Raw genomic sequence first — 19,532 nt, forward strand, 5'->3', positions numbered from 1 at the left:
CCAGATAAATACTGGATTGCGCCCCGGGAGATGCCAATGGCCGGCGAAAGGGTGAATCTGAGCGGAGCAAGGGAGACCTTGCTGATGACGCTTTATGGCAAGGCACTGGAAAGCCGGCTGCCGCATTCGCTGCTCGGGGATCGCTTCGCCGACGAGGCCGTGCGCAAGATCGACTATGATTTCTCGCGCCTCAAGGTCGACACCAATCTCGGCATCGGCCTGGCGATCCGGGCCAAGACGTATGATGTCCGCGTTCAGGACTTCATCGCCAGAAATCCCGGCGCCATCGTGCTGCATCTCGGCTGCGGGCTCGATACGCGCATTTTCCGTGTCGATCCACCCGAAGGCGTGGAGTGGTTCGATGTCGATTTTCCGGATGTCATCGCGCTCCGGCGCAAGCTTTACCCGTCCCGGGACCACTACCACCTCGTCGGCTCTTCGGTAACCGACCCAGACTGGCTGGCAGAAGTGCCGAGCAATCGTCCGGCCGTCGTGGTGATGGAGGGGTTGACGCCTTATCTCCCGGTAGAGGAGGGGCCACGGCTGCTGTCACGCCTTGTCGCGCATCTTGCCGGCGGCGAGCTGATGTTCGACGCCTACAGCCACTTCGGCCTGAAGATGCTGCGCCTCACTCCGACCATCAGGGCGACGGGCGCCGAGGTTCACTGGGCGATCGACGACCCGCAGGTACTGGAGCGTGCCGTTCCGAAGCTGCGCTTTGTCGACGATATCTCGGCCTACAGCGCGGAACGCACAGCGCATATGAGCTGGTCCGCAAAACTGTTCATCGGGCTCTGGAGACACATTCCCGCATTGCGCAAGGTCGGCAGGATTTTACGCTACCGGTTCTGACGCGCCGGCTCTAACGCGTCCTGGCTTTTGTCAGAGCACGTGAAAATGCAGTGGCAAAACTCTCGCGGGAGTCAGGGTCCAGGAATGACCCGATCGGCACATTCTGTCCTTGTGCTTCCACCGTCATCCTGGTGATGCCGATCTCGGCATGGCGAGCGACGGAAAAGCGCGCCCAGAACGGGTTGAAGCGATGCGCTTCCGACTTTCCCGAGGGCGCCGTCTTGCGGATGTCGAGGCTGGTGCGCGACACCGACACTTCCTCGCGGGCACGGGCGGCACGATAGTTGGCGCGGAAGGCGATGTAGACGGCGATGACGTCGAGGCCGAAGAAGCCGAACACCGGCCAAGCGCCGCGCGACAGGAAAAACGCCCCGGTCACCACCCAGCCGAACAGCAGCGCGCCCATCAGCACGGCAAAGCCGGTGCGGCCCAGCGAGCGGTGCGGTGTCAGCAGCGCCTGGAAGAATGGCTCGTCGGCCTGAAACGAGGCGTTTGTGTCGCTCATCCCAGGATATTATAGGAGGGAAATGGCCAGCCCCAAGTCCAAAAATCTTTCCCTATCCAAAAGTGAACTGCCGCCCGGGCGGCGCGACGGCTCGAATGCCAAGCCGCGACCGCGGCCGGCGCGGCTCCGTTCGCTCTATAGCGCCGCCGAGGTGCATGAGATCTTCCGGCGGTTTTCGGTGCAGCGGCCCGAGCCGAAGGGCGAGCTCGAGCACGTCAACGCCTTCACGCTGCTGGTGGCCGTGGTGCTGTCGGCGCAGGCGACCGATGCCGGCGTCAACAAGGCGACGCGGGCGTTGTTCAAGGTCGCCGACACACCTGAAAAGATGCTGGCGCTGGGCGGAGCCAGGGTCGGCGAGTACATCCGCACCATCGGACTCTGGCGCAACAAGGCCAAGAATGTCGTGGCGCTCTCGGAGGCGCTGATACGCGATTACGGCGGCGAGGTGCCCAGCGAGCGCGATGAGTTGGTCAAGCTGCCGGGGGTCGGGCGCAAGACCGCCAATGTCGTGCTCAACATGGCATTCGGCCAGCACACGATGGCGGTCGACACCCATATTTTCCGCATCGGCAACCGCCTCGGTCTGGCGCCAGGCAAGACGCCCGAACAGGTCGAGCAAGGGCTGCTGGGGATCATCCCGGACGAGTATATGCGCCATGCGCATCACTGGCTGATCCTGCATGGCCGCTATGTCTGCAAGGCGCGCAAGCCCGATTGCCCGGCCTGCGTCATCGCCGATCTCTGCAAGGCCGAGGTGAAGACGACAGACGTGCCGGCGCCGCTCGTGGAAATCGCGGCGCCCGGCGTCCCGACAACTAGCTTTCCTCCACGAACACCTCTTTGCGCTTCTTCTTGACCGACGGCAGGAAGACGACGACGAGCACGGCCAGTGCGACGAGCAGCAGGCCGGCGCTGATCGGCCGCGTCACGAAGGTCGAGGGGTCGCCGCGCGACAGGATCATGGCGCGGCGCAGGTTTTCCTCGAGCAGCGGGCCGAGCACGAAGCCGAGCAGCAGGGGTGCGGGTTCGCAGCGCAGCTTGGTCAGGATGTAGCCGAGCAGGCCGAAGAATGCGACCGCGTAGAGATCGAAGGCGTTGGTGTTGACGCTGTAAACGCCGATCGAGCAGAACGCCATGATGATCGGGAAGAGCACATAATAGGGGATCGTCAGCAGCTTCACCCACAGCCCGATCAGCGGCAGGTTCAGCACGATCAGCATCAGATTGCCGATCCACATCGAGGCGATGATGCCCCAGAACAGCGCCGGCTGCTCGATCGCGACATTGGGGCCGGGCACGATGCCCTGGATGATCATGGCGCCGATCATCAGCGCCATGACCGGATTGGCCGGAATGCCCAGCGTCAGCATCGGAATGAAGGAGGTCTGGGCGCCGGCATTGTTGGCCGATTCCGGTCCGGCGACGCCGGCAATAGCGCCCTTGCCAAACTCCTCCGGGTGTTTCGACACGCGCTTTTCGACCGTGTAGGAGGCAAAGGCGGCAAGCACCGCGCCGCCGCCGGGCAGGATGCCGAGCGCCGAACCGATGATCGTGCCGCGCACGATGGGTGCTGCCATCGCCTTGAAGTCGTCGCGGGTCGGCATCAGGCCGGAGACTTTTTTGATCATCACCGAGCGCTCGTGCTCGTTTTCGAGATTGCGCAGGATCTCGGCGACGCCGAAGACGCCGACCGCCACCGCCACGAAGTTCAGCCCGTCGGCATATTCGCGGATGCCGAGCGTGAAGCGCGGCGTGCCGGTGTAGATGTCGGTGCCGACAATGCCGAGCAGCAGGCCGAGCACGACCATCGCCAGCGCCTTGACGATCGAGCCATGGGCGAGAGCGATGGACGAGACGAGGCCGACGATCATCAGCGAAAAATATTCGGCCGCGCCGAATTGCAGGGCTATTGCCGTCAGCGGCGGGGCAAAGACGGCGACCAGGAAGGTCGACACCGTGCCGGCGAAGAACGAGCCGATCGCGGCGATCGCCAGAGCCGCCCCGGCGCGACCGTTCCTGGCCATCTGGTAGCCGTCGATGGCGGTCACGGCCGAGGAGGATTCGCCGGGCATGTTGATGAGAATGGCGGTGGTCGAACCGCCATACTGGGCGCCGTAGTAGATGCCGGCCAGCATGATGAGGGACGAGACCGGGTCGCCGATTTGGAAGGTGATCGGCAGCAGCATGGCGATGGTTGCGGTGGCGCCGATGCCGGGCAGGACGCCGATCAGCGTGCCGAGCAGAACGCCGATGAGGCAAAAACCCAGATTGGCCGGCGTGGTGGCCGTCGAAAAGCCGAGTTCGAGGTTCCTGAGGAGGTCCATCTCAGCGCCTCACAATGCCAGCCATTGGGGCAACCAGGGGCCGAAGCGCTGGAATGGCAGCCCGAGCGCGTAGCTGAAGACCAGCACCGAAAACAGCGTCAGGCCGGCCGACAGCAGAAGTGCCGTCAGCGGCTTCATGCGGGCGCTGGCAAAAGAGGCGATCAGCGCCGTCAGGAAGATCGACGGGACGAAGCCGAGGCCGCGCACGGTCATGCCGAAAAAGATCGGCGCCGGCAGGATGAACAGCATGCCGCGCCACGCAATGGGGTCGATCGGCTCGCCCTGGACGCGCACCGCCTGGACGAGGATGATGGCGCCGAGCACGATCAGCACGATCGCAAGCACCAGCGGGAAATAGCCCGGTCCCATGCGGAAGGCGGTGCCGATTTCGAGGCCGAGCGATTGTATCGCGAAAAAGGCGCCGAAAAAGATGAACAGCGCGGCGCACAGGCCGTTTGTCCTGTCGATGGCGAAAGGTTTCATGGCGGTCCTCCCCTGACCCTTGCAACGGGCTTGCCGTTGCAAATGTGAAAACGGACGTCGAAGCGAAAACGGGGCGCCGGCAGCGCCCCGTTCAAGCCTCAGTCGGCGTATTGGCCGGCGGCTTCGATGATCGGCTTCCAGCGCATGATCTCGCCTTCCAGCTTGGCCTTCAGCGCTGCCGGCGTCGCGTCGGCCTCGGACGACGGCTTGGTGCCCAGTTCGGCAAAGCGGGCGATGACGTTGGGGTCCTTCAGCGCGACCTGGAGCGATTTCGACAGTCGGCCGGTGATCTCGGCCGGCGTGCCCTTCGGCGCATAGAGGCCGTGCCAGATGCCGACCTGCACCGCGGGCAGGCCGGCTTCGATGGTCGTCGGCACGTCCTTCAGCACGTCGAGGCGCTCCGGCGTGGTGACGGCATAGGCCTTGATCGTGCCGCCCTGGATCTGCTTGGTGGTGTTGGTGGTCTGGTCGCACATGATGTCGACCTGGCCGCCGAGAAGGTCGGTCATGGCCGGGCCGGTGCCCTTGTAGGGCACGGTGACCAGCGGCGTGCCGATGGCGCTCATGAACAGCATGCCGCACAGATGCGAGGCAGCGCCGATGCCGGCGTTGGCGACGGTGATGGTGTCCTTGTTGGTCTTGGCGTATTCGACCAGCCCTTTCAGGTCGACCGGCTCAAGGTCCTTGCGGGCGACGATCGCCATCGGCACCTCGGTGACGAGGCCGACATACTCGAAGGCGTTCAGCGTGTCGTAGGCGAGTTTCCTGTAGAGGGTCGCGCTGGTCGCCATGCCGATGTGATGGAGGAGCAGCGTGTAGCCATCCGGGTCGGCGTTGGCGACGCGGCCGGCGCCCAGCGTGCCGCCGGCGCCGCCGACATTTTCGACGATGATCTGCTGGCCGAGATCCTTCGACATGGCTTCGGCGACGAGCCGCGTGACCGTGTCGGTCGGACCGCCGGCCGCAAACGGCACGACGACGGTGATGGTGCGCTCGGGATAGGTCTGTGCGCTGGCGGTGAACGAATAAAGCGTGACGGCCGCGGCGGCGGCCAGGGCGGCTACAATTTTCCTCATCGTAATTCTCCTCCCAGGATATCAATCTCCGATCGCTGTGCAGGTCAGGCAGCGAGGGTGCAACAAAGGCAAGCTAACAGATTGTCGCCTGACGCAAACTGCAAAATACAGTCGTGCGCAACCATGGCGATCAGTGCGGAGTATGCCCGGCGGAGATGGTTTGGTGTTGGCGTTGCTTCAATAACCGTAGCCGCGCGCCATCGCCGCCGCGAAGATCGGGATCAGCAGGAAGATGAAGGCTTCGGCGCGCACATAGGTCTTCACCGACGCGAGTTCCGCCGCCGGCACCTGGAAGCCGGGACTGGCGCCGGCCTGCCGGTTCCAGGACAGGAAGCGCATGGTGGGCACGATCGACAGCAGGCCAACGATGCCGAATGCCGCCATCTTGGTCCAAAACACCCAGTTGTAGACATAGAACTCCCAGCCCTTCAGGCCGTAGACGACGCGGCCGATGCCGACGATGATGATCGACATCGCGAGGATGCCGTAGTGGCGGTCGATGCCGGCAAGCCGCTTCAGCGTGGCGGCGGAGAGGTCGCCGCGGATCAGGACAAATTCGGCGCCAATGATGCCGGCCAGCGAGAACACCAGCAGATGATGGAAAATGGCAAGCACGAGATCGGTGGTGTCCATGGCGTTCTCCTCCCATTGGCGGTATCGAGACCGGCCCTTGCCGGACCGGTTGCGAAAGGTAGCATCGTTCGGCAGAATTCCCAGAGGCGGACCTGGGTTGGACCATCGGCGTCCCCATCCTGACAGCTGGGGTTTTCTGAAATGACCGGACTGAAGCGCGCCCTGAACCCAATGCCGGACGACATCCGCATCGCCCTGACCGAAAAAGGACTGACAGCGGCCTACGAGGCGCGGCCGGACTACCAGCAGAACGATTATCTCGGCTGGATCGCCCGCGCCAAACGCAGCGACACCAGGCAGAAGCGGCTCGACCAGATGCTGGACGAATTGCAGCGCGGTGGGCTCTACATGAAGATGGTCTGGCACGGCTGAAAGTAAGCCGACGCTGTTCGCTTCGACCGCCTGGTCGCGCCAGGCCGTTCGGAAGCTTCCCTGGCTGAATGATGATCCGGCTTGGCCCTTGTCCGGGCGCGCTGGTTTGCTAAGCGCTGACCGTCAACGGAGGCAGAGTTTCATGGGCAGTCCAAAAACAGCCGGCGTCCCGGTTCTCGAAACGGAACGGACCATCATGCGGGCGCACCGGATCGAAGATTTCGACGACTATGCCGTCATGTGGGCCGACCCCGTCACCACCCGTTTCATCGGCGGCAACCCGCGGACGCGGGAGGAAAGCTGGATGCGGTTCCTGCGGCATGCCGGCCTGTGGTCGCTGCTCGGCTACGGCTTCTGGGCGGTCGAGGACAAGGCCAGCGGTCGCTTCATCGGCGAAGCCGGATTCCACGATCTGAAGCGCGACATCGAGCCGTCGCTCGAGGGCATTCCGGAAGCCGGCTGGGCGCTGGCGCCGCAAGCGCATGGCAAGGGTCTTGCCAGCGAAGTCGTCAGAAGGGCCCTGGCCTGGGGCGACGAAACCTTTGCCGGCGCGAGAACCGTCTGCATCATCGATCCGGAAAACACCGGCTCGTTGAACGTTGCGGCAAAGTGCGGCTACACCAAGGTCCTGGAAACCACCTATCACGACGGGCTGACGATCCTGCTCGAACGGCGGGTGTGAAGCGCTTCATCGACGCAAATTCCACGTTCTGCCAGGGTTGGCTATTCTAATCTAGCTACGCAATTCCTGTGGGAAAACCGCTCACACTTTCCTGGAATTGCTCTTTGGGGGAGCCGACCATGCGTGCGATCAATGCGATATTTCTGAAGCTTTTCTGGGCGGGGCTGCTGCTCCTGGCGGCCGTGCAACTGGCGGGCGCCGATGCGACGGTGCCGACCGCCGACATCGAGGGCGGTGCCGACAATCATCTGGCCAAGCGCTACGAGGGGTCGTTCATCGTCTCCTACGAAAAATTCGCCTATACCGATTTCACCGTACCGCTGTCGCCGCTGAAGCCGAGCGCCGATCCGGATGCCCGTGACACGATGAACAACCGTGTGTTCGCGCCGGACAAGAAGGCCGAGGTCGAAGGCGCGCTGACCCGCATCGCCTATGTGCTGCCGGCCGAGCGCTCCCCGCTCGAAGTGCTGCGCAACTACCAGGATGTGATCGCGGCCGCCGGCGGCGAAGTCCTGTTCGAATGCAAGAAGGAAGAGTGCGGCGGCGCCGCCGACCGGTCGTCGAGCGGTGGCGGCGGCGACATGAGCCTGATGATGTATTTCTTCCATGAAAGCGACGTCAAGGACGCGGCCTTTCCAATGGCGCTTGTGCGGTAACCACCGGTATCAACGACCAGCGCTTCTTCGCTGCCAAGGTGCCGCAGGATGGCGGCGACGCCTATGTCACGGTTCAGGCCTATTCGCTGATCGACGACCTCTACTGCAAGGAACTCAACGGCCGCACCATCGCCGTCGTTCAGGTGCTGGAGCCCAAGGCGCGCGACAAGAAGATGGTGGTGGTCGAAGCGGCCAAGATGGCGGATTCGCTGTCGGCCACCGGCTCCATCTCGCTCTGCGGCATCTTCTTCGGCACCGACAAGGCCGACATCAAGCCGGAATCGGAACCGACGCTGAAGGAGATCTCGACGCTTCTGACCAACGAGCCCGGCATGGCGGTGATCGTCGTCGGTCATACCGACAACCAGGGCGCCTTCGACTACAATATCGATCTGTCGTCGCGGCGGGCGCGGTCGGTAAAGGCGGCGCTGGTCTCGAAATACGGCATCGATGGCGGCCGGCTGACCGCCGCCGGCGCCGGCATGATGGCGCCTGTCGCCAGCAATGATGACGAAACCGGCCGCGCCAAGAACCGCCGCGTGGTGCTGGTCAAGGCGAACTGAGGCCGATCACGGTTTCAGCGCCGGCTAGGCGCGCTGCCTGCTCCAGCATCGAGGCATCCTCGCCGAAGGCGCGGGTGGCGCGAGCGGCGGCCTCCAGCAGGTCCGGTGTCATGCGGCGCAGGAACGCCGTATCGACGCGTGTCGACGGGCCGGCGAGCGTCAAGGCGCCGAGCAGAACGCGGCCCGGTCCGAACACCGGCACCGAGACGCCCGCCGTCTCAGGGTCGCGGTCGCCGATCGACAGATAGTGGCAGGCCTTGCGGATGGTCTCGTATGGTTCGCCCGGCTGGCCTGAAAACGCTGCCAGCACGCGGCCGCCCGAGCCGGTGAGCAACGGCAGCAGGTCGCCTTCCCGGATCGTGTAGCGGATAGGATGCTTGGATTCGACGCGGTAGAGACAGGTGCGGGCGTCGCCCGAGCGGACATAGAACGCCACGCTTTCCCAACTGCGTTCGGCAAGATCACGCATGATCGGCAGCAGGATGTCGACCGCCACGACCGACCGCTGGTAAAGCGCGCCAAGCCTGAAGGTGGCAGGTCCGATGCGGTAGCGGCCATCGTCGAGCCGCTCCAGCAACTGCCCGCGCAGCAACGAGTTCGCCAGCCTCAAAATGGTGCTTTTGTAGAGCCCGGTGCGCGCCGCGATCTCGGCCAGGCTGAGCGAGCGGTCGGCGGTCGCGAACGCATCGAGAATGGCGATCGCACGGTCGAGTGCGGCGACGCCATCTACCTGTAAGGGCTGGGATCGCGCTTCGGTCATCTCATGAACAGTTTCATCCCAGTTTACCTGCTCGGACAAAGGCCGACCGAAGCGACTGTGCCGCACATCCATGGTTCTGTCTAGTAGAACAGCGTTCCTGTTGACAGAACGTACCGAAATCGGCATGAATTTTTGCCGAGCGGGTCTGTTTTCAGGCTACGTTTCTGGCAGGCACCGGAGGAGGTGTCGTGATTTGGAGGAATCCCATGCTGAACAGACGCAGATTTTTGATGAGTACCGCGGCCGCAGGCGCTGCCGGATTCGTTGCAACGCATTTGACGCCCGCTTTCGCTCAGGATGCACCGCAGATCCAGATCTTCGTGCCGGCCGCGCCCGGCGGCGGCTGGGACCAGACGGGGCGCACCATCGACCAGGTGCTGCGCAGTGAAAAACTGATCTCCGGCTCGCAGATCACCAATGTCGGCGGCGCCGGCGGTACTGTCGGCCTGCCGCAGTTCATCAGCCAGTGGAAGGGCAAGGGCAATTCGCTGATGGTGGCCGGCATGGTCATGGTCGGCGCCATCATCGCCAACAAATCGGCCAACAACCTCTCCGAAGTGACGCCCATCGCTCGCCTCACCGGTGAGTTCGAGGCGCTGGTGGTGCCGGCGGATTCGCCGTTCAAGACGGCCGGCGATTTCGTTGCGGCGCTCAAAGCGGATCCGACCAAGGTTCCGGTGGCCGGCGGCTCGGCCGGCGGCTCCGACCACATCCTGTTCGGGCTGATCGCCAAGACGGTCGGCGTTCCGGCAACCAACCTCTCCTATGTGCCTTTCGCCGGCGGCGGCGAGGCGCTGTCGGCGCTGCTCGGCAACCAGGTGGCGGCCGGCATTTCCGGCTTCGGCGAGTTCTCCGAGCAGGTCAAGGCGGGCGCGCTTCGGCTGTTGGCGATCTCCGCCGACAAGCGCCAGGACGGCATCGACGCACCGACGATGAAGGAAGCCGGCATTGACGTCGAACTGTTCAACTGGCGCGGCGTCTTCGCACCGCCAGGCGTCTCCAACGCCGACAAGGCGGCGATGGTCACGATGATCGAGACCATGGCCAAGAGCGATGCCTGGGCAGCCGAATGCAAGAACCGCAACTGGACGCCCATCCTGCTCACCGGCGACGACTATGCGAAATTCCTCGTCGACGACACCGCCCGCATCACCGCGATCCTCAAGGATCTCGGCCTCGCCTGATGTCTTCAGGGGCGGCCACGGCCGCCCCTTCCGACATTCGCCTGCGGCATGGACATATCATGCGCTGGGAGTGAAACTGCGGATGCGGCCGGCGGGAGGATGCCGGCCATCTCGGGAGGACATCGATGAGCACCAGCGACCAGCAGCCGGCGCCCCCGCGCCTTGCCATGCCCGAATTGTTGATCGGCATCGGGCTTCTCGCCTGTGCCGCGGCCGTGGCGTGGCAGACCCTGGCGATCCCGGTTTCGCCGCTCTATTCCAAGGTCGGGCCGACCGTCTTTCCCTACATCACCATGACCGGCATGATCGTGCTTTCGCTGCTGCTCATCGTCGCCGCGCTGCGCGGCGGCTGGCAGCCGCAGGAAGAAAAGGAGACGCCGACCGACTGGAAGGCGATGGGCATCGTCGTTGCCGGCCTGGTCGCCAATCTGGTGCTGATCCAGCCGCTCGGCTTCACCGCCGCCTCGGTCATCATGTTCGTGCTCGTCTGTTATGGCTTCGGCAGCAAGCACACGCTGCGCGATGCGCTGACCGGCTTGATCCTGGCGCTTGCCGCCTATTTCGGCTTTGCCAGGGCGCTCGGCGTCAACATTGGCGCCGGCTTCATCGAAAACCAGCTGAACACGGTGGTCGACGCGATCATCGCCACGGTAAGGGGCTGACGCCATGGAGACGCTCGGCCATCTCGCCCACGGATTTTCGGTCGCTTTCTCGCCGATGAACCTGCTGTGGTGCCTGGTCGGCACCACGCTCGGCACGGCCATCGGCGTGCTGCCCGGCCTCGGGCCGGCGCTGACCATCGCGCTGCTGCTGCCGATCACCTACCAGGTGGCGCCGGAGGCGTCCTTCATCCTGTTTGCCGGCATCTATTACGGCGCCATGTATGGCGGCTCGACGACCTCGATCCTGCTCAACACGCCGGGCGAAAGTGCCACCATCGTCACCGCGCTGGAAGGCAACAGGATGGCCCGCTCGGGTCGCGGCGGCGCGGCACTGGCGACCTCGGCGATCGGCTCCTTCGTCGCCGGCACCATCGGCACGATGGGCGTCGCCTTCCTGGCCCCGGTGGTGGTGAAGTTCGCGCTCGCCTTCGGGCCGGCCGAATATTTCTCGCTGATGGTGCTTGCCTTCATCACGGTGTCGGCGGTGCTCGGCTCGTCCTCCGTGCGCGGCCTCACCAGCCTGTTCATCGGCTTCGTCATCGGCATGATCGGCGTCGACCTGCAGACGGGACAGCCGCGCTTCACCTTCGGCATGAACGAACTGCTCGATGGCGTCGATGTCATCATTGCCGCGGTCGGCCTGTTTGCCGTCGGCGAGACGCTCTACATGGCCTCGCGCCGCTATGCCGGCAAGGACGAGATCGTGCCGCTCAAGGGCTCGCTCTACATGACCGCGGCCGAATGGGGGCGCTCGTGGAAGCCATGGCTGCGCGGCGCTTTCATCGGCTTCCCGATCGGCGCCATGCCTGCCGGCGGCGCCGAGATCCCGACCTTCCTGTCCTATGCCATCGAAAAGAAGCTGTCGAAGCACAAGGAGGAGTTCGGCACGGTCGGCGCCATCGAGGGCGTCGCCGGACCGGAAGCCGCCAACAATGCGTCTGCCGCCGGCGTGCTGGTGCCGATGCTCACCCTTGGCCTGCCGACCTCGGCGACCGCCGCAATCATGCTGTCGGCCTTCCAGAGCTACGGCATCAATCCGGGACCGCTGCTGTTGACGACGCAGGCCGATCTGGTCTGGGGCCTGATCGCCAGCCTGTTCATCGCCAACGTCATCCTGGTCATCCTTAACCTGCCGCTGATCGGGCTGTGGGTGCGGCTGTTGAAAATCCCTGCGCCGCAGCTCTATGCCGGCATCCTGGTGTTCGCGACCGTCGGCACCTACGGCATCTCGCAATCGCCGATCGACCTCGTCATCCTCTATCTCCTTGGGGCCGCCGGCTTCCTGATGCGGCGCTTCGATTTCCCGACCGCGCCGGTCATCATCGGCATGATCCTGGGGCCGCTTGCCGAAACGCAGTTCCGCCGGGCGATGACGATCTCGAACGGCGACTGGTCGGTGTTCTACACCCACAAGCTGTCGCTGGTGCTGCTGATACTCGCCTTCATCGGCCTCGCCGGTCCGCATATCTGGGCCTTCATCGAGCATCGGCGCCGGCGCGGGCCGGAGCATGTGCCGGGCGATGCCTGAGCAACCTGGAGCATCATGACCGATCTGCTTGCCGGCATCCGCATCCTCGACCTGACCAATGTGCTGGCGGGCCCTTATTGTGCCTATCAGCTGGCGCTGCTCGGCGCCGATGTCATCAAGGTCGAGACGCCGCAAGGCGGCGATCTGGCGCGCCAGCTCGGTGCCTCGGCGGCGCTCAACAAGGCGGGGATGGGCGCATCGTTCCTGGCCCAGAATGCCGGCAAACGATCGGTGGTGCTGGATCTCAAGAGCGAAGCCGACCGCGAACGCATCCTCGATCTCGTCGCCTCGGCCGACGCGCTGGTCGAGAATTTTCGACCGGGCGTGATGGGGCGGCTGGGTCTCGGCTATGAGGTGCTGAAAGCGGTCCGCCCCGGTCTCGTCTATTGCGCCATATCCGGTTTCGGCCAGAGCGGGCCGATGCGCGACAATCCGGCCTACGACCAGATCATCCAGGGGCTGTCCGGTATCATGAGCATCACCGGCACGCCGGAGACAGCACCCTTGCGGGTCGGCTATCCCGTCGCCGACACGCTGGGCGGGCTGGTCGGGGCCTTCGCCATCGCCGCGGCACTGGTCAAGCAGAAGACCTCGGGCGAGGGCGCGTTTCTCGATGTCTCGATGCTCGAATGCACGCTGTCGGCGCTGGGCTGGCCGGTGTCCAACTATCTGACCGCCGGTGTCGAGCCGCAGCCGATGGGCAATGAGAACATGACGGCTGCGCCCTCCGGCGCGTTTCGCACCGGCGACGGCCTGCTCAACATCGCCGCCAATAAGCAGGAGCAGTTCGTCACGCTTTGCCGGCTGATCGGCCAGCCGGAACTGGCCGACGATCCGCGCTTTGCCGAGCGCGAGACGCGCAAGCAGAACCGCGCTGTGCTGAAGGTGCTGATCGAGACGGCCTTGGCGAGCGCCTCGGCGGCTGCCTGGGAAGAAAAATTCAACCGCGCCGGCGTGCCGGCGGGCCGGGTGCTGACGATCCCCCAAGTGCTTGGCGAGCGCCAGGTGGTCGAGCGCGACATGACCACGCGTTTCCAGGGCCTGCCCGGCATGGAGCAGCCGCTGACCGTGGTGCGCGGCGGCTTCATGGTCGATGGCGCGGCGCCCTTGCCGGTCCTGCCGCCGCCGATGCTGGGCCAGCATATGGACGAGGTTTTTTCCACCCTGCCGCCGCGCGCCAGGAGAAGCGCGTGAGCGAGAGAAAAACCGGCCGTGAGCGCGGCGAGGAGTGGTGGCAGACCGGCATCATCGAGATGGGCCCCGGCATCATCCGGCTGCGCGGCTATGAAATCCAGGAGCTGATCGGCCGCGTCAGCTTTCCGGCCACGATCTGGCTGATGCTGCGTGGCGAATTGCCAAGCGAGGAGCAGGCGGCGCTGCTCGGCATTGCGCTGGGGGCGGCCGTCGACCACGGGCCGCAGGCGCCGTCGATCGCCATTGCCCGCATGGCCATCACCTGCGGAGTCGGCATCAACAGCGCCATGGCGTCCGCCGTCAACGTGCTGGGCGACGTGCATGGCGGCGCCGGCGAACAGGCGCTGTCCTTCTATGGCGACATTGCCGTGGCACTTGACCAGGGTGTTGCGCTGGACCAAGCCGTAGCCGCACGGCTCGACCGTTTCTTCGCCGAGGAAAAAGGCTATGTGCCGGGCTTCGGCCATCGCTTCCACCCGGTCGATCCGCGCGCGCCGCGCCTGATCGCAGTGACGCGCGAATTTGCCGCGCGCGGCGTCGTCAGCGGACGCTTTGCCGACATCGCCGAGGCCGTCGAGGCGGAGGTCGCGCGCCGCAAGGGGAAGAAAATACCGCTCAACATCGACGGCGCCACCGCCGTCATCTATGGCGAGCTCGGCTTTCCGCCGCCGTTGACGCGCGGCCTGTTCGTGCTCTCGCGCTCGGTCGGCATCCTGGCGCATGCATGGGAACAGTCGCAGCAAAGCGAGCGCAACAAAGGGCCGCTGCCGCGCGAATGGCTGTGGGCCTATACGGGCACGCCGCTGCGGCCATTTCCAGGGGACCAGGGTCCCGCTGAAGGGGACGAGGGCAAGTGAGGTTGGTCAGGTCGGGTCTGGCACCGCAGGCTGAGGCGGCGCCAGGTTGGCCATCAGCGTCGAGAGATCCGGCTCATCGATGAGCAACGCCGCGTCCTGCGGCTTGAGCCAGGCCCGCTGGCGGCTCTTGGCCTCCTGCCAGTTGGCCAGTTCCTCGGAAACCTCCAACAGATACACGACGACGTCGACGCGCACGAAATTGTGCTCCAGCCGTTTCCAGTAGGAATAGCTGCCGGCCGGCGCCTTGCGGGTCTTGCCGAGCACGCCGGCTTCTTCGCGCGCCTCGATGGTGGCGGCCTTGCGCCCGCTCTTTCCTTTCATAGGCCAGCCCTTGGGCACGATAAAGCGCTTCGTCGCTCGCGACGTCACCAGCATCACTTCGAAATTGCCTGAAACGTCCAGGCGAAAGGGAATGGCGGCGACCTGGCGAATGTGTTCGCCTCGCCTTGCCTTGCGTACCGCCTTTTTCTTAGTCGTCGCCATGTGCTGAAATCCGGTGGGCGGGCGCACAGCCGCACGCCGCCTGCAAACCCCTGATATGCCCGCGAGGCAATGAGCATCTTTAGTAAATAAGTCGACTAAGTAAATCGCAGGCGACCGATATCAACGGCAAACACGCACAATCTGGTTGTTGACGATCTGAATCGGACAAGCTTGCCGGACGACGGGCACTTCGGGGCGCGGCTGCGGCACGATCCGACGGTCCTGCTCGCGATATTGCTGCTGCTGTTGCTGGAACTGCTGCCGCTGCAGGCTGTTGCGCAATTGCTGCAGCTGGTTCTGCTGGATCAGCCGGTTGGCGCTGGGATTGACGGACTGAGCCGCAGCAGATTGCATGATTCCGGCGAGCGTTGCCACCGCCAGCATTGCCGACATCAGAACTGTCGATAGGCGAAGCGTCGACATCAGTTCGTTCCCGTACAGATATAACCTCCTCTCTATATAGGGCGTTCGTCTCGATCTGCCATGGGCGGGTCTGCCATGGGCCGATCTGCCACGGGTTGGCGAAATCCCTGAGGAAGCGGCCTGGCCGCACTTGACAGAAAAGATCGATTGACCGCTCTATCGGGCGCGGATCTCGGGCTCAATCGCTGCTGACTCGAGGCACAATCGGGAGCATATTGATGAAAAGCAGGCAAGTATATTTCGCGGCGCTACTGGGCAGCATCTGTATTCTTGGCCCGGTGGCAGTCGCGGCGCAAACCAAGACCGACAAGGCGGCGCCTGCCGCCGCAGCGCCCGCCCCTGCTGCCGGCCCGACATTGCCTGGCGGCGCCTCGGCGCTGTCCGAGACACATGGCGACTGGACGGTCAATTGCCAGGTAACCGGCACGGCCAAGGTTTGCAGCCTGTCGCATCAGCAGTTCAACAAGCAATCCAACCAGCGCCTGCTGGCGATCGAGCTGTCGAGCAAGAGCGGCGAGGATGCCGCCGGAACGCTGGCGCTGCCGTTCGGCCTGGCGCTCGCCAAAGGAGTCAGCCTGACCATCGACGACCAGAAGCTGGAAGGCAGCTTGCCGTTCAACACCTGCCAGGCCGTCGGCTGCCTGGTGCCGGTGGCGTTCGATGCCAGCGTCACGCCGCTGCTCAAGGCAGCCACCACGCTGAAGATCGACGCCTTCGCGGCCGACACCGGTCAAGCGGTGAGTTTCACTATCCCGCTCAACGGCTTCGGCGGCGCACTGGCACGGACCGCGGAACTCTCGGCGGACTGAGCGGAAAACGTCCGGTCACTCAACCTCGCGCAGCCGGTACCCCACCCCGGTTTCGGTGGTGATGTACCGCGGCTGGTCGGGCGACTTTTCGATCTTCTGCCGGAGCTGGCGGACATAGACCCTCAGATACTGCACGTCGGTCGAATCGCCCCACACCTGCTTCAGAATGAAATGGTGGGTCAGCACCTTGCCGGCATGCTGCACCATAATGCGCAATATGTCGTACTCCTTGGGGGAGAGCTTTATCTCCTTGCCTTCGACCTTGACGATGCGCTTGACCAGGTCGACGCTGAGATCGCCGGTGTGGAACACCGGCTTTTCGCCCTGCTGCTGGAATTTGTGGCGCAGCGCGACGCGGATGCGGGCGACCAGCTCGTTCATGCCGAACGGCTTGGTGATGTAGTCGTCAGCGCCGAGTTCGAGCGCCGCGACGATGCCGGCTTCGTCGGTGCGGCTGGACAGGATGACCACGGGCACGTCGAGGCCGTCGCCGCGCCATTTGCGCAGGAGGTCGAGGCCGCCCATGCCGGGCAGGCCGAGATCGAGCAGGATCAGATCCGGCTTTTGCGCGTCGACGAGTTCGATCGCAGCGTTGGCGTTGGGCGCTTCGCTGACCGCATAACCCTGGCTGCCGAGGCCGACGCGCAGCAGTTTGCGGATCGGCGGCTCGTCATCGACGACCAGTATGCTGACGTTGGAATTTGTCATGCCGGATCACCAGATGCTTGCTCGTCCACACCTGATACGTCCGTATCGGACGATTGTACCAACCTCGGCATGCGGATTGTGAAGACTGCGCCCGGGCGATCGCTGCGGTTCGCCGCCATGATCGTGCCGCCCATCGCCTCGATGAAGCCCCGGCAGATCGACAGGCCGAGCCCGGTGCCGGCCTGGACCTGATCGCGCTTGCGCACCCGGTAGAAGCTGTCGAAGACGCGCTCCAGGTCGGCGGGCGGAATGCCCGGTCCCTCATCCATGATCTGCAGCGCGACGGAGCCATTGTCGGCCCAGCCCTGCAGCCGGATTGTCGATCCCTGTGGCGCGTATTTCGCGGCATTGTCGAGCAGATTGAACAGCATCTGTTCGAACAGCACGGGATCAAGCTTCAGCATCGGCAGGTCGGCCGGAACATCAACCTCGGTCTTGTGCCCGGCAGTGATCTTGCGCGCCCGTTGCAAGGCCGAGCCGACGACATCGCCGACATAGTGGAGAGCAAAATTCGGCTCCATGGCGCCGGATTCAATCTTGGTCATGTCGAGCAGATTGGCGATGAAGCGGTTCAGCCGTTCGGACTCGTCGAGCACGGTGGTCAGCAGCTCGGCCCGATCGTTCTCGGGCAGTGCCGGCGCAAATTCCCTGAGCGTGCCGGCCGCGCCCATGATGGCCGCCAGCGGCGTCTTCAGATCATGCGAGATCGACGTCAGCAGTGCCGAGCGCAAGCGGTCGGCCTCGGCCGCCAGCCTGGCGCGATCGACATCGGCGACCAGCTGGATGCGCTCGATGGCAACCGCCGCCTGATCGGCCAGCGCGTCGAGCAGGCGCTGTTGCTCGGGCGTCAAGAGCGGCCCCTGCTTGTCATTGTCGAGGCCAACGACGCCGATGGCGGTACGGCCGGTCCGCAAGGGCAGGTAGAGCCGTTTTGCCCCGGGCAGGGTATCGGCGCCACGGCCGGCAGCCCGGTTGTGTTCCCAGGCCCAGCGTGCAGCCGCGATGTCGGCCTCGGCCAGCGTGTCGTCGGGGGGATAACCGGCCTTGACGGTGATCGTGCCTTCTTCCGGCAACAGCAGCACTACGCGCAGCTTCAGCATCGAGGCGATCTGGAACGCGGTGGCCCACAAAACGTCGTCGAGCGTGCCGGCGCCGGCGAGTTTCTTTGAAAAGAGGTAGATGTCCTCGGTGGCCCGGGCGCGTGAACGGGCGGCGGCTGCCTGACGCTGCACACGCGCCGTCAGATTGCTGGCGATGACGGCAACGACGAGGAAGACGGCGAAGGCAACGATGCTCTCCGGATCGCGGATCGTCATCGTGTAGCGCGGCTCGAGAAAGAAGAAGTTGAAGGCAATGGCGCTGAGGAAACAGGCGTACAGCGCCGGCCACAGGCCAAAGGTCACTGCCGATGTCAGCACCGCCAGCAGAAGCACGCTGGCAAGGTTGCGAACGTCGAGGAACTGATCGAGGACGGCACTGACGGCAAGCGCGCCGGCGACATAGACGGTCGAGAAAAGATAAGGCCAGATTTGAAATGGCGTCTGCTCGGCCGCCGCCTTGACCCTCGACGTGGCCTCGTTGTCGCGCTCCGTTCCTGAAATGACATGGACGCTGATATCGCCGGCATTGCGGATCAGATCGTAGGTGAGCGAGCCCTCGATCAGTTCGCGCCAGCGCGAGCGGGTCGGCCTGCCGACGACGATATGGGTGAAGTTGTTCACTGTGGCGTGGCGGACGATGTCCTGGGCGACGTTCTGGCCCGGAATGGTCGTCACCTCGGCGCCGAGCTGCTCGGCCAGGCGCAAGAGCGTGGCCAGCTGGTCCTTGTCTTCCTCCGACATGCCGGCCGAACGCGGCGTGTCGACATGCAGCGCCGTCCACGGTGCGCGCAGCCGGTCGGCCAGCCGGCGCGCATAGCGGACACGAGACGCTCCGCCCGGACGCGCATCGACGCAGACGAGCACCCTTTCGCCCGCCGCCCAGGGGCCGGGAATGGCGTGCGACTGCATGTGGTTGAGCAACTGCTCGTCGACGCGCTGGGCGGTGCGGCGCAGCGCCAATTCCCGAAGCGCGGTCAGATTGCCCGGCGAGAAATAGTTTTCGACTGCGCGCTGGGCAGTGTTGGGGAAATAGACCTTGCCCTCCTTCAGCCGCTTGATCAGGTCGTCGGGCGTGAGGTCGATGATCTCGATGTCGTCGGCCTGGTCGATGATGGAGTCCGGGACCGTTTCGCGCACCCTGACGCGGGTGATCTGTGCCACGACGTCATTCAGGCTCTCGACATGCTGGATATTGAGCGTGGTGTAGACGTCGATGCCGCGCGCAAGGATTTCCTGGACGTCGAGATAGCGCTTGGGGTGGCGGCTGCCGGGTGCGTTGGTGTGGGCGAGTTCGTCGACGAGCACCAGCGCCGGCCGGCGGGCGAGGATGGCGTCGATGTCCATCTCATTCAGCACGCGGTCCTTGTAGTCGACCTTCTGGCGCGGGATGACCTCGTAGCCGTCGACCAGCGCCAGTGTTTCCTTGCGGCCGTGGGTCTCGACGACGCCGATCACTACGTCGACGCCGTCGGCCAACCTGGCGCGGCCGGCCATCAGCATTTCATAGGTCTTGCCGACGCCGGGGGCCGCGCCGAGAAATATCCGCAGACGGCCGCGCTCTTCCCGTTCCGCATGCTCGAGCAGCGCGTCCGGAGAGGGTCTGGTATCGTTGCTTCTGGCGTCCGGCATCAGGCTCGATCATGAACGGCGCCGAGGATCGTGTCGATCCCCGGCCCCT

22 protein-coding genes are annotated in these 19,532 nt (G+C 64.6%); 12 read left to right on the plus strand and 10 right to left on the minus strand.

Going from position 1 to position 19,532, the window contains the following annotated elements:
• Nucleotides 1–36 precede the first annotated feature (36 nt).
• On the plus strand, nt 37–852 hold the full coding sequence (locus NKI32_RS20165) for a class I SAM-dependent methyltransferase (protein WP_352675283.1): 816 nt from the start codon (nt 37–39) through the stop codon (nt 850–852).
• Nucleotides 853–862: 10 nt separating this feature from the next.
• Here the strand turns inward: NKI32_RS20165 and NKI32_RS20170 are convergent, their stop codons facing one another.
• Nucleotides 863–1,357: a DUF2244 domain-containing protein gene (locus NKI32_RS20170; protein ID WP_023669732.1), complete on the minus strand. Its 495-nt coding sequence runs from the start codon at nt 1,355–1,357 to the stop codon at nt 863–865.
• Nucleotides 1,358–1,379: 22 nt separating this feature from the next.
• Between NKI32_RS20170 and nth the strand changes: the two genes are divergently transcribed.
• Nucleotides 1,380–2,213 (plus strand): endonuclease III, encoded by an 834-nt coding sequence (gene nth, locus NKI32_RS20175; RefSeq protein ID WP_353003310.1) that lies wholly within the window; start codon nt 1,380–1,382, stop codon nt 2,211–2,213.
• On the opposite strand, the gene NKI32_RS20180 is transcribed toward nth, so the two are convergent.
• The 4 genes from NKI32_RS20180 to NKI32_RS20195 all read right to left on the minus strand — a co-directional run bounded on the left by NKI32_RS20180 (nt 2,173) and on the right by NKI32_RS20195 (nt 5,873).
• Nucleotides 2,173–3,681, minus strand: coding sequence for a tripartite tricarboxylate transporter permease (locus tag NKI32_RS20180; RefSeq protein WP_353003312.1), 1,509 nt, complete (start codon nt 3,679–3,681; stop codon nt 2,173–2,175). The genes nth and NKI32_RS20180 overlap by 41 nt on opposite strands.
• A gap of 9 nt (nt 3,682–3,690) precedes the next feature.
• Nucleotides 3,691–4,164 carry a tripartite tricarboxylate transporter TctB family protein gene (locus tag NKI32_RS20185; protein WP_353003314.1) on the minus strand — a complete coding sequence of 158 codons (474 nt, stop codon included), beginning with the start codon at nt 4,162–4,164 and terminating at the stop codon, nt 3,691–3,693.
• 98 nt (nt 4,165–4,262) lie between these two features.
• Nucleotides 4,263–5,240 (minus strand): tripartite tricarboxylate transporter substrate-binding protein, encoded by a 978-nt coding sequence (locus NKI32_RS20190; protein WP_353003316.1) that lies wholly within the window; start codon nt 5,238–5,240, stop codon nt 4,263–4,265.
• Between the two features lie 177 nt (nt 5,241–5,417).
• Nucleotides 5,418–5,873 carry a DUF2214 family protein gene (locus tag NKI32_RS20195; protein WP_353003318.1) on the minus strand — a complete coding sequence of 152 codons (456 nt, stop codon included), beginning with the start codon at nt 5,871–5,873 and terminating at the stop codon, nt 5,418–5,420.
• Nucleotides 5,874–6,014: 141 nt separating this feature from the next.
• Between NKI32_RS20195 and NKI32_RS20200 the strand changes: the two genes are divergently transcribed.
• From NKI32_RS20200 to NKI32_RS20215, 4 genes are all read left to right on the plus strand, one after another.
• Complete coding sequence (locus NKI32_RS20200; RefSeq protein ID WP_353003320.1) at nt 6,015–6,245, plus strand: YdeI/OmpD-associated family protein; 231 nt, start codon at nt 6,015–6,017, stop codon at nt 6,243–6,245.
• A gap of 142 nt (nt 6,246–6,387) precedes the next feature.
• Entirely contained in the window at nt 6,388–6,927 is a 540-nt protein-coding gene (locus tag NKI32_RS20205) for a GNAT family N-acetyltransferase (protein ID WP_353003322.1), read from the plus strand.
• Between the two features lie 119 nt (nt 6,928–7,046).
• A complete protein-coding gene (locus NKI32_RS20210) occupies nt 7,047–7,583 on the plus strand; it encodes a hypothetical protein (RefSeq protein WP_353003324.1) in 537 nt (178 codons plus the stop codon).
• Between the two features lie 38 nt (nt 7,584–7,621).
• On the plus strand, nt 7,622–8,146 hold the full coding sequence (locus NKI32_RS20215; protein ID WP_353003326.1) for an OmpA family protein: 525 nt from the start codon (nt 7,622–7,624) through the stop codon (nt 8,144–8,146).
• Here the strand turns inward: NKI32_RS20215 and NKI32_RS20220 are convergent.
• Nucleotides 8,133–8,906, minus strand: coding sequence for an IclR family transcriptional regulator (locus tag NKI32_RS20220; protein WP_352840850.1), 774 nt, complete (start codon nt 8,904–8,906; stop codon nt 8,133–8,135). The two genes, NKI32_RS20215 and NKI32_RS20220, sit on opposite strands and share 14 nt — an antisense overlap.
• 206 nt (nt 8,907–9,112) lie before the next feature.
• Between NKI32_RS20220 and NKI32_RS20225 the strand changes: the two genes are divergently transcribed.
• The 5 genes from NKI32_RS20225 to NKI32_RS20245 all read left to right on the plus strand — a co-directional run bounded on the left by NKI32_RS20225 (nt 9,113) and on the right by NKI32_RS20245 (nt 14,331).
• Entirely contained in the window at nt 9,113–10,090 is a 978-nt protein-coding gene (locus NKI32_RS20225) for a Bug family tripartite tricarboxylate transporter substrate binding protein (protein WP_353003329.1), read from the plus strand.
• Nucleotides 10,091–10,215: 125 nt separating this feature from the next.
• A complete protein-coding gene (locus tag NKI32_RS20230; RefSeq protein ID WP_023728518.1) occupies nt 10,216–10,752 on the plus strand; it encodes a tripartite tricarboxylate transporter TctB family protein in 537 nt (178 codons plus the stop codon).
• A 4-nt stretch (nt 10,753–10,756) separates the two neighbouring features.
• A complete protein-coding gene (locus tag NKI32_RS20235) occupies nt 10,757–12,280 on the plus strand; it encodes a tripartite tricarboxylate transporter permease (protein ID WP_352675292.1) in 1,524 nt (507 codons plus the stop codon).
• A 15-nt stretch (nt 12,281–12,295) separates the two neighbouring features.
• Nucleotides 12,296–13,474: a CaiB/BaiF CoA transferase family protein gene (locus NKI32_RS20240; protein WP_353003331.1), complete on the plus strand. Its 1,179-nt coding sequence runs from the start codon at nt 12,296–12,298 to the stop codon at nt 13,472–13,474.
• Nucleotides 13,471–14,331, plus strand: coding sequence for a citryl-CoA lyase (locus NKI32_RS20245; RefSeq protein WP_031202406.1), 861 nt, complete (start codon nt 13,471–13,473; stop codon nt 14,329–14,331). The genes NKI32_RS20240 and NKI32_RS20245 overlap by 4 nt, the downstream gene beginning before the upstream one ends.
• Before the next feature lie 6 nt (nt 14,332–14,337).
• On the opposite strand, the gene NKI32_RS20250 is transcribed toward NKI32_RS20245, so the two are convergent.
• A complete protein-coding gene (locus NKI32_RS20250) occupies nt 14,338–14,814 on the minus strand; it encodes an NUDIX hydrolase (protein ID WP_023700082.1) in 477 nt (158 codons plus the stop codon).
• A 120-nt stretch (nt 14,815–14,934) separates the two neighbouring features.
• Nucleotides 14,935–15,237, minus strand: coding sequence for a hypothetical protein (locus NKI32_RS20255; RefSeq protein WP_023704190.1), 303 nt, complete (start codon nt 15,235–15,237; stop codon nt 14,935–14,937).
• A gap of 218 nt (nt 15,238–15,455) precedes the next feature.
• On the opposite strand from NKI32_RS20255, the gene NKI32_RS20260 reads away from it, so the two are divergent.
• On the plus strand, nt 15,456–16,046 hold the full coding sequence (locus tag NKI32_RS20260) for an invasion associated locus B family protein (RefSeq protein WP_023669715.1): 591 nt from the start codon (nt 15,456–15,458) through the stop codon (nt 16,044–16,046).
• A 15-nt stretch (nt 16,047–16,061) separates the two neighbouring features.
• Here the strand turns inward: NKI32_RS20260 and NKI32_RS20265 are convergent, their stop codons facing one another.
• Nucleotides 16,062–16,754 carry a response regulator transcription factor gene (locus NKI32_RS20265; protein ID WP_023704189.1) on the minus strand — a complete coding sequence of 231 codons (693 nt, stop codon included), beginning with the start codon at nt 16,752–16,754 and terminating at the stop codon, nt 16,062–16,064.
• Nucleotides 16,751–19,483, minus strand: a complete 2,733-nt coding sequence (locus NKI32_RS20270) for a DUF4118 domain-containing protein (RefSeq protein ID WP_286439732.1) — start codon at nt 19,481–19,483, stop codon at nt 16,751–16,753. The genes NKI32_RS20265 and NKI32_RS20270 overlap by 4 nt, the downstream gene beginning before the upstream one ends.
• Nucleotides 19,484–19,532 lie beyond the last annotated feature (49 nt).

This window comes from Mesorhizobium sp. M0761 (genome assembly GCF_040320205.1).
Taxonomy (GTDB): Bacteria; Pseudomonadota; Alphaproteobacteria; order Rhizobiales; family Rhizobiaceae; genus Mesorhizobium.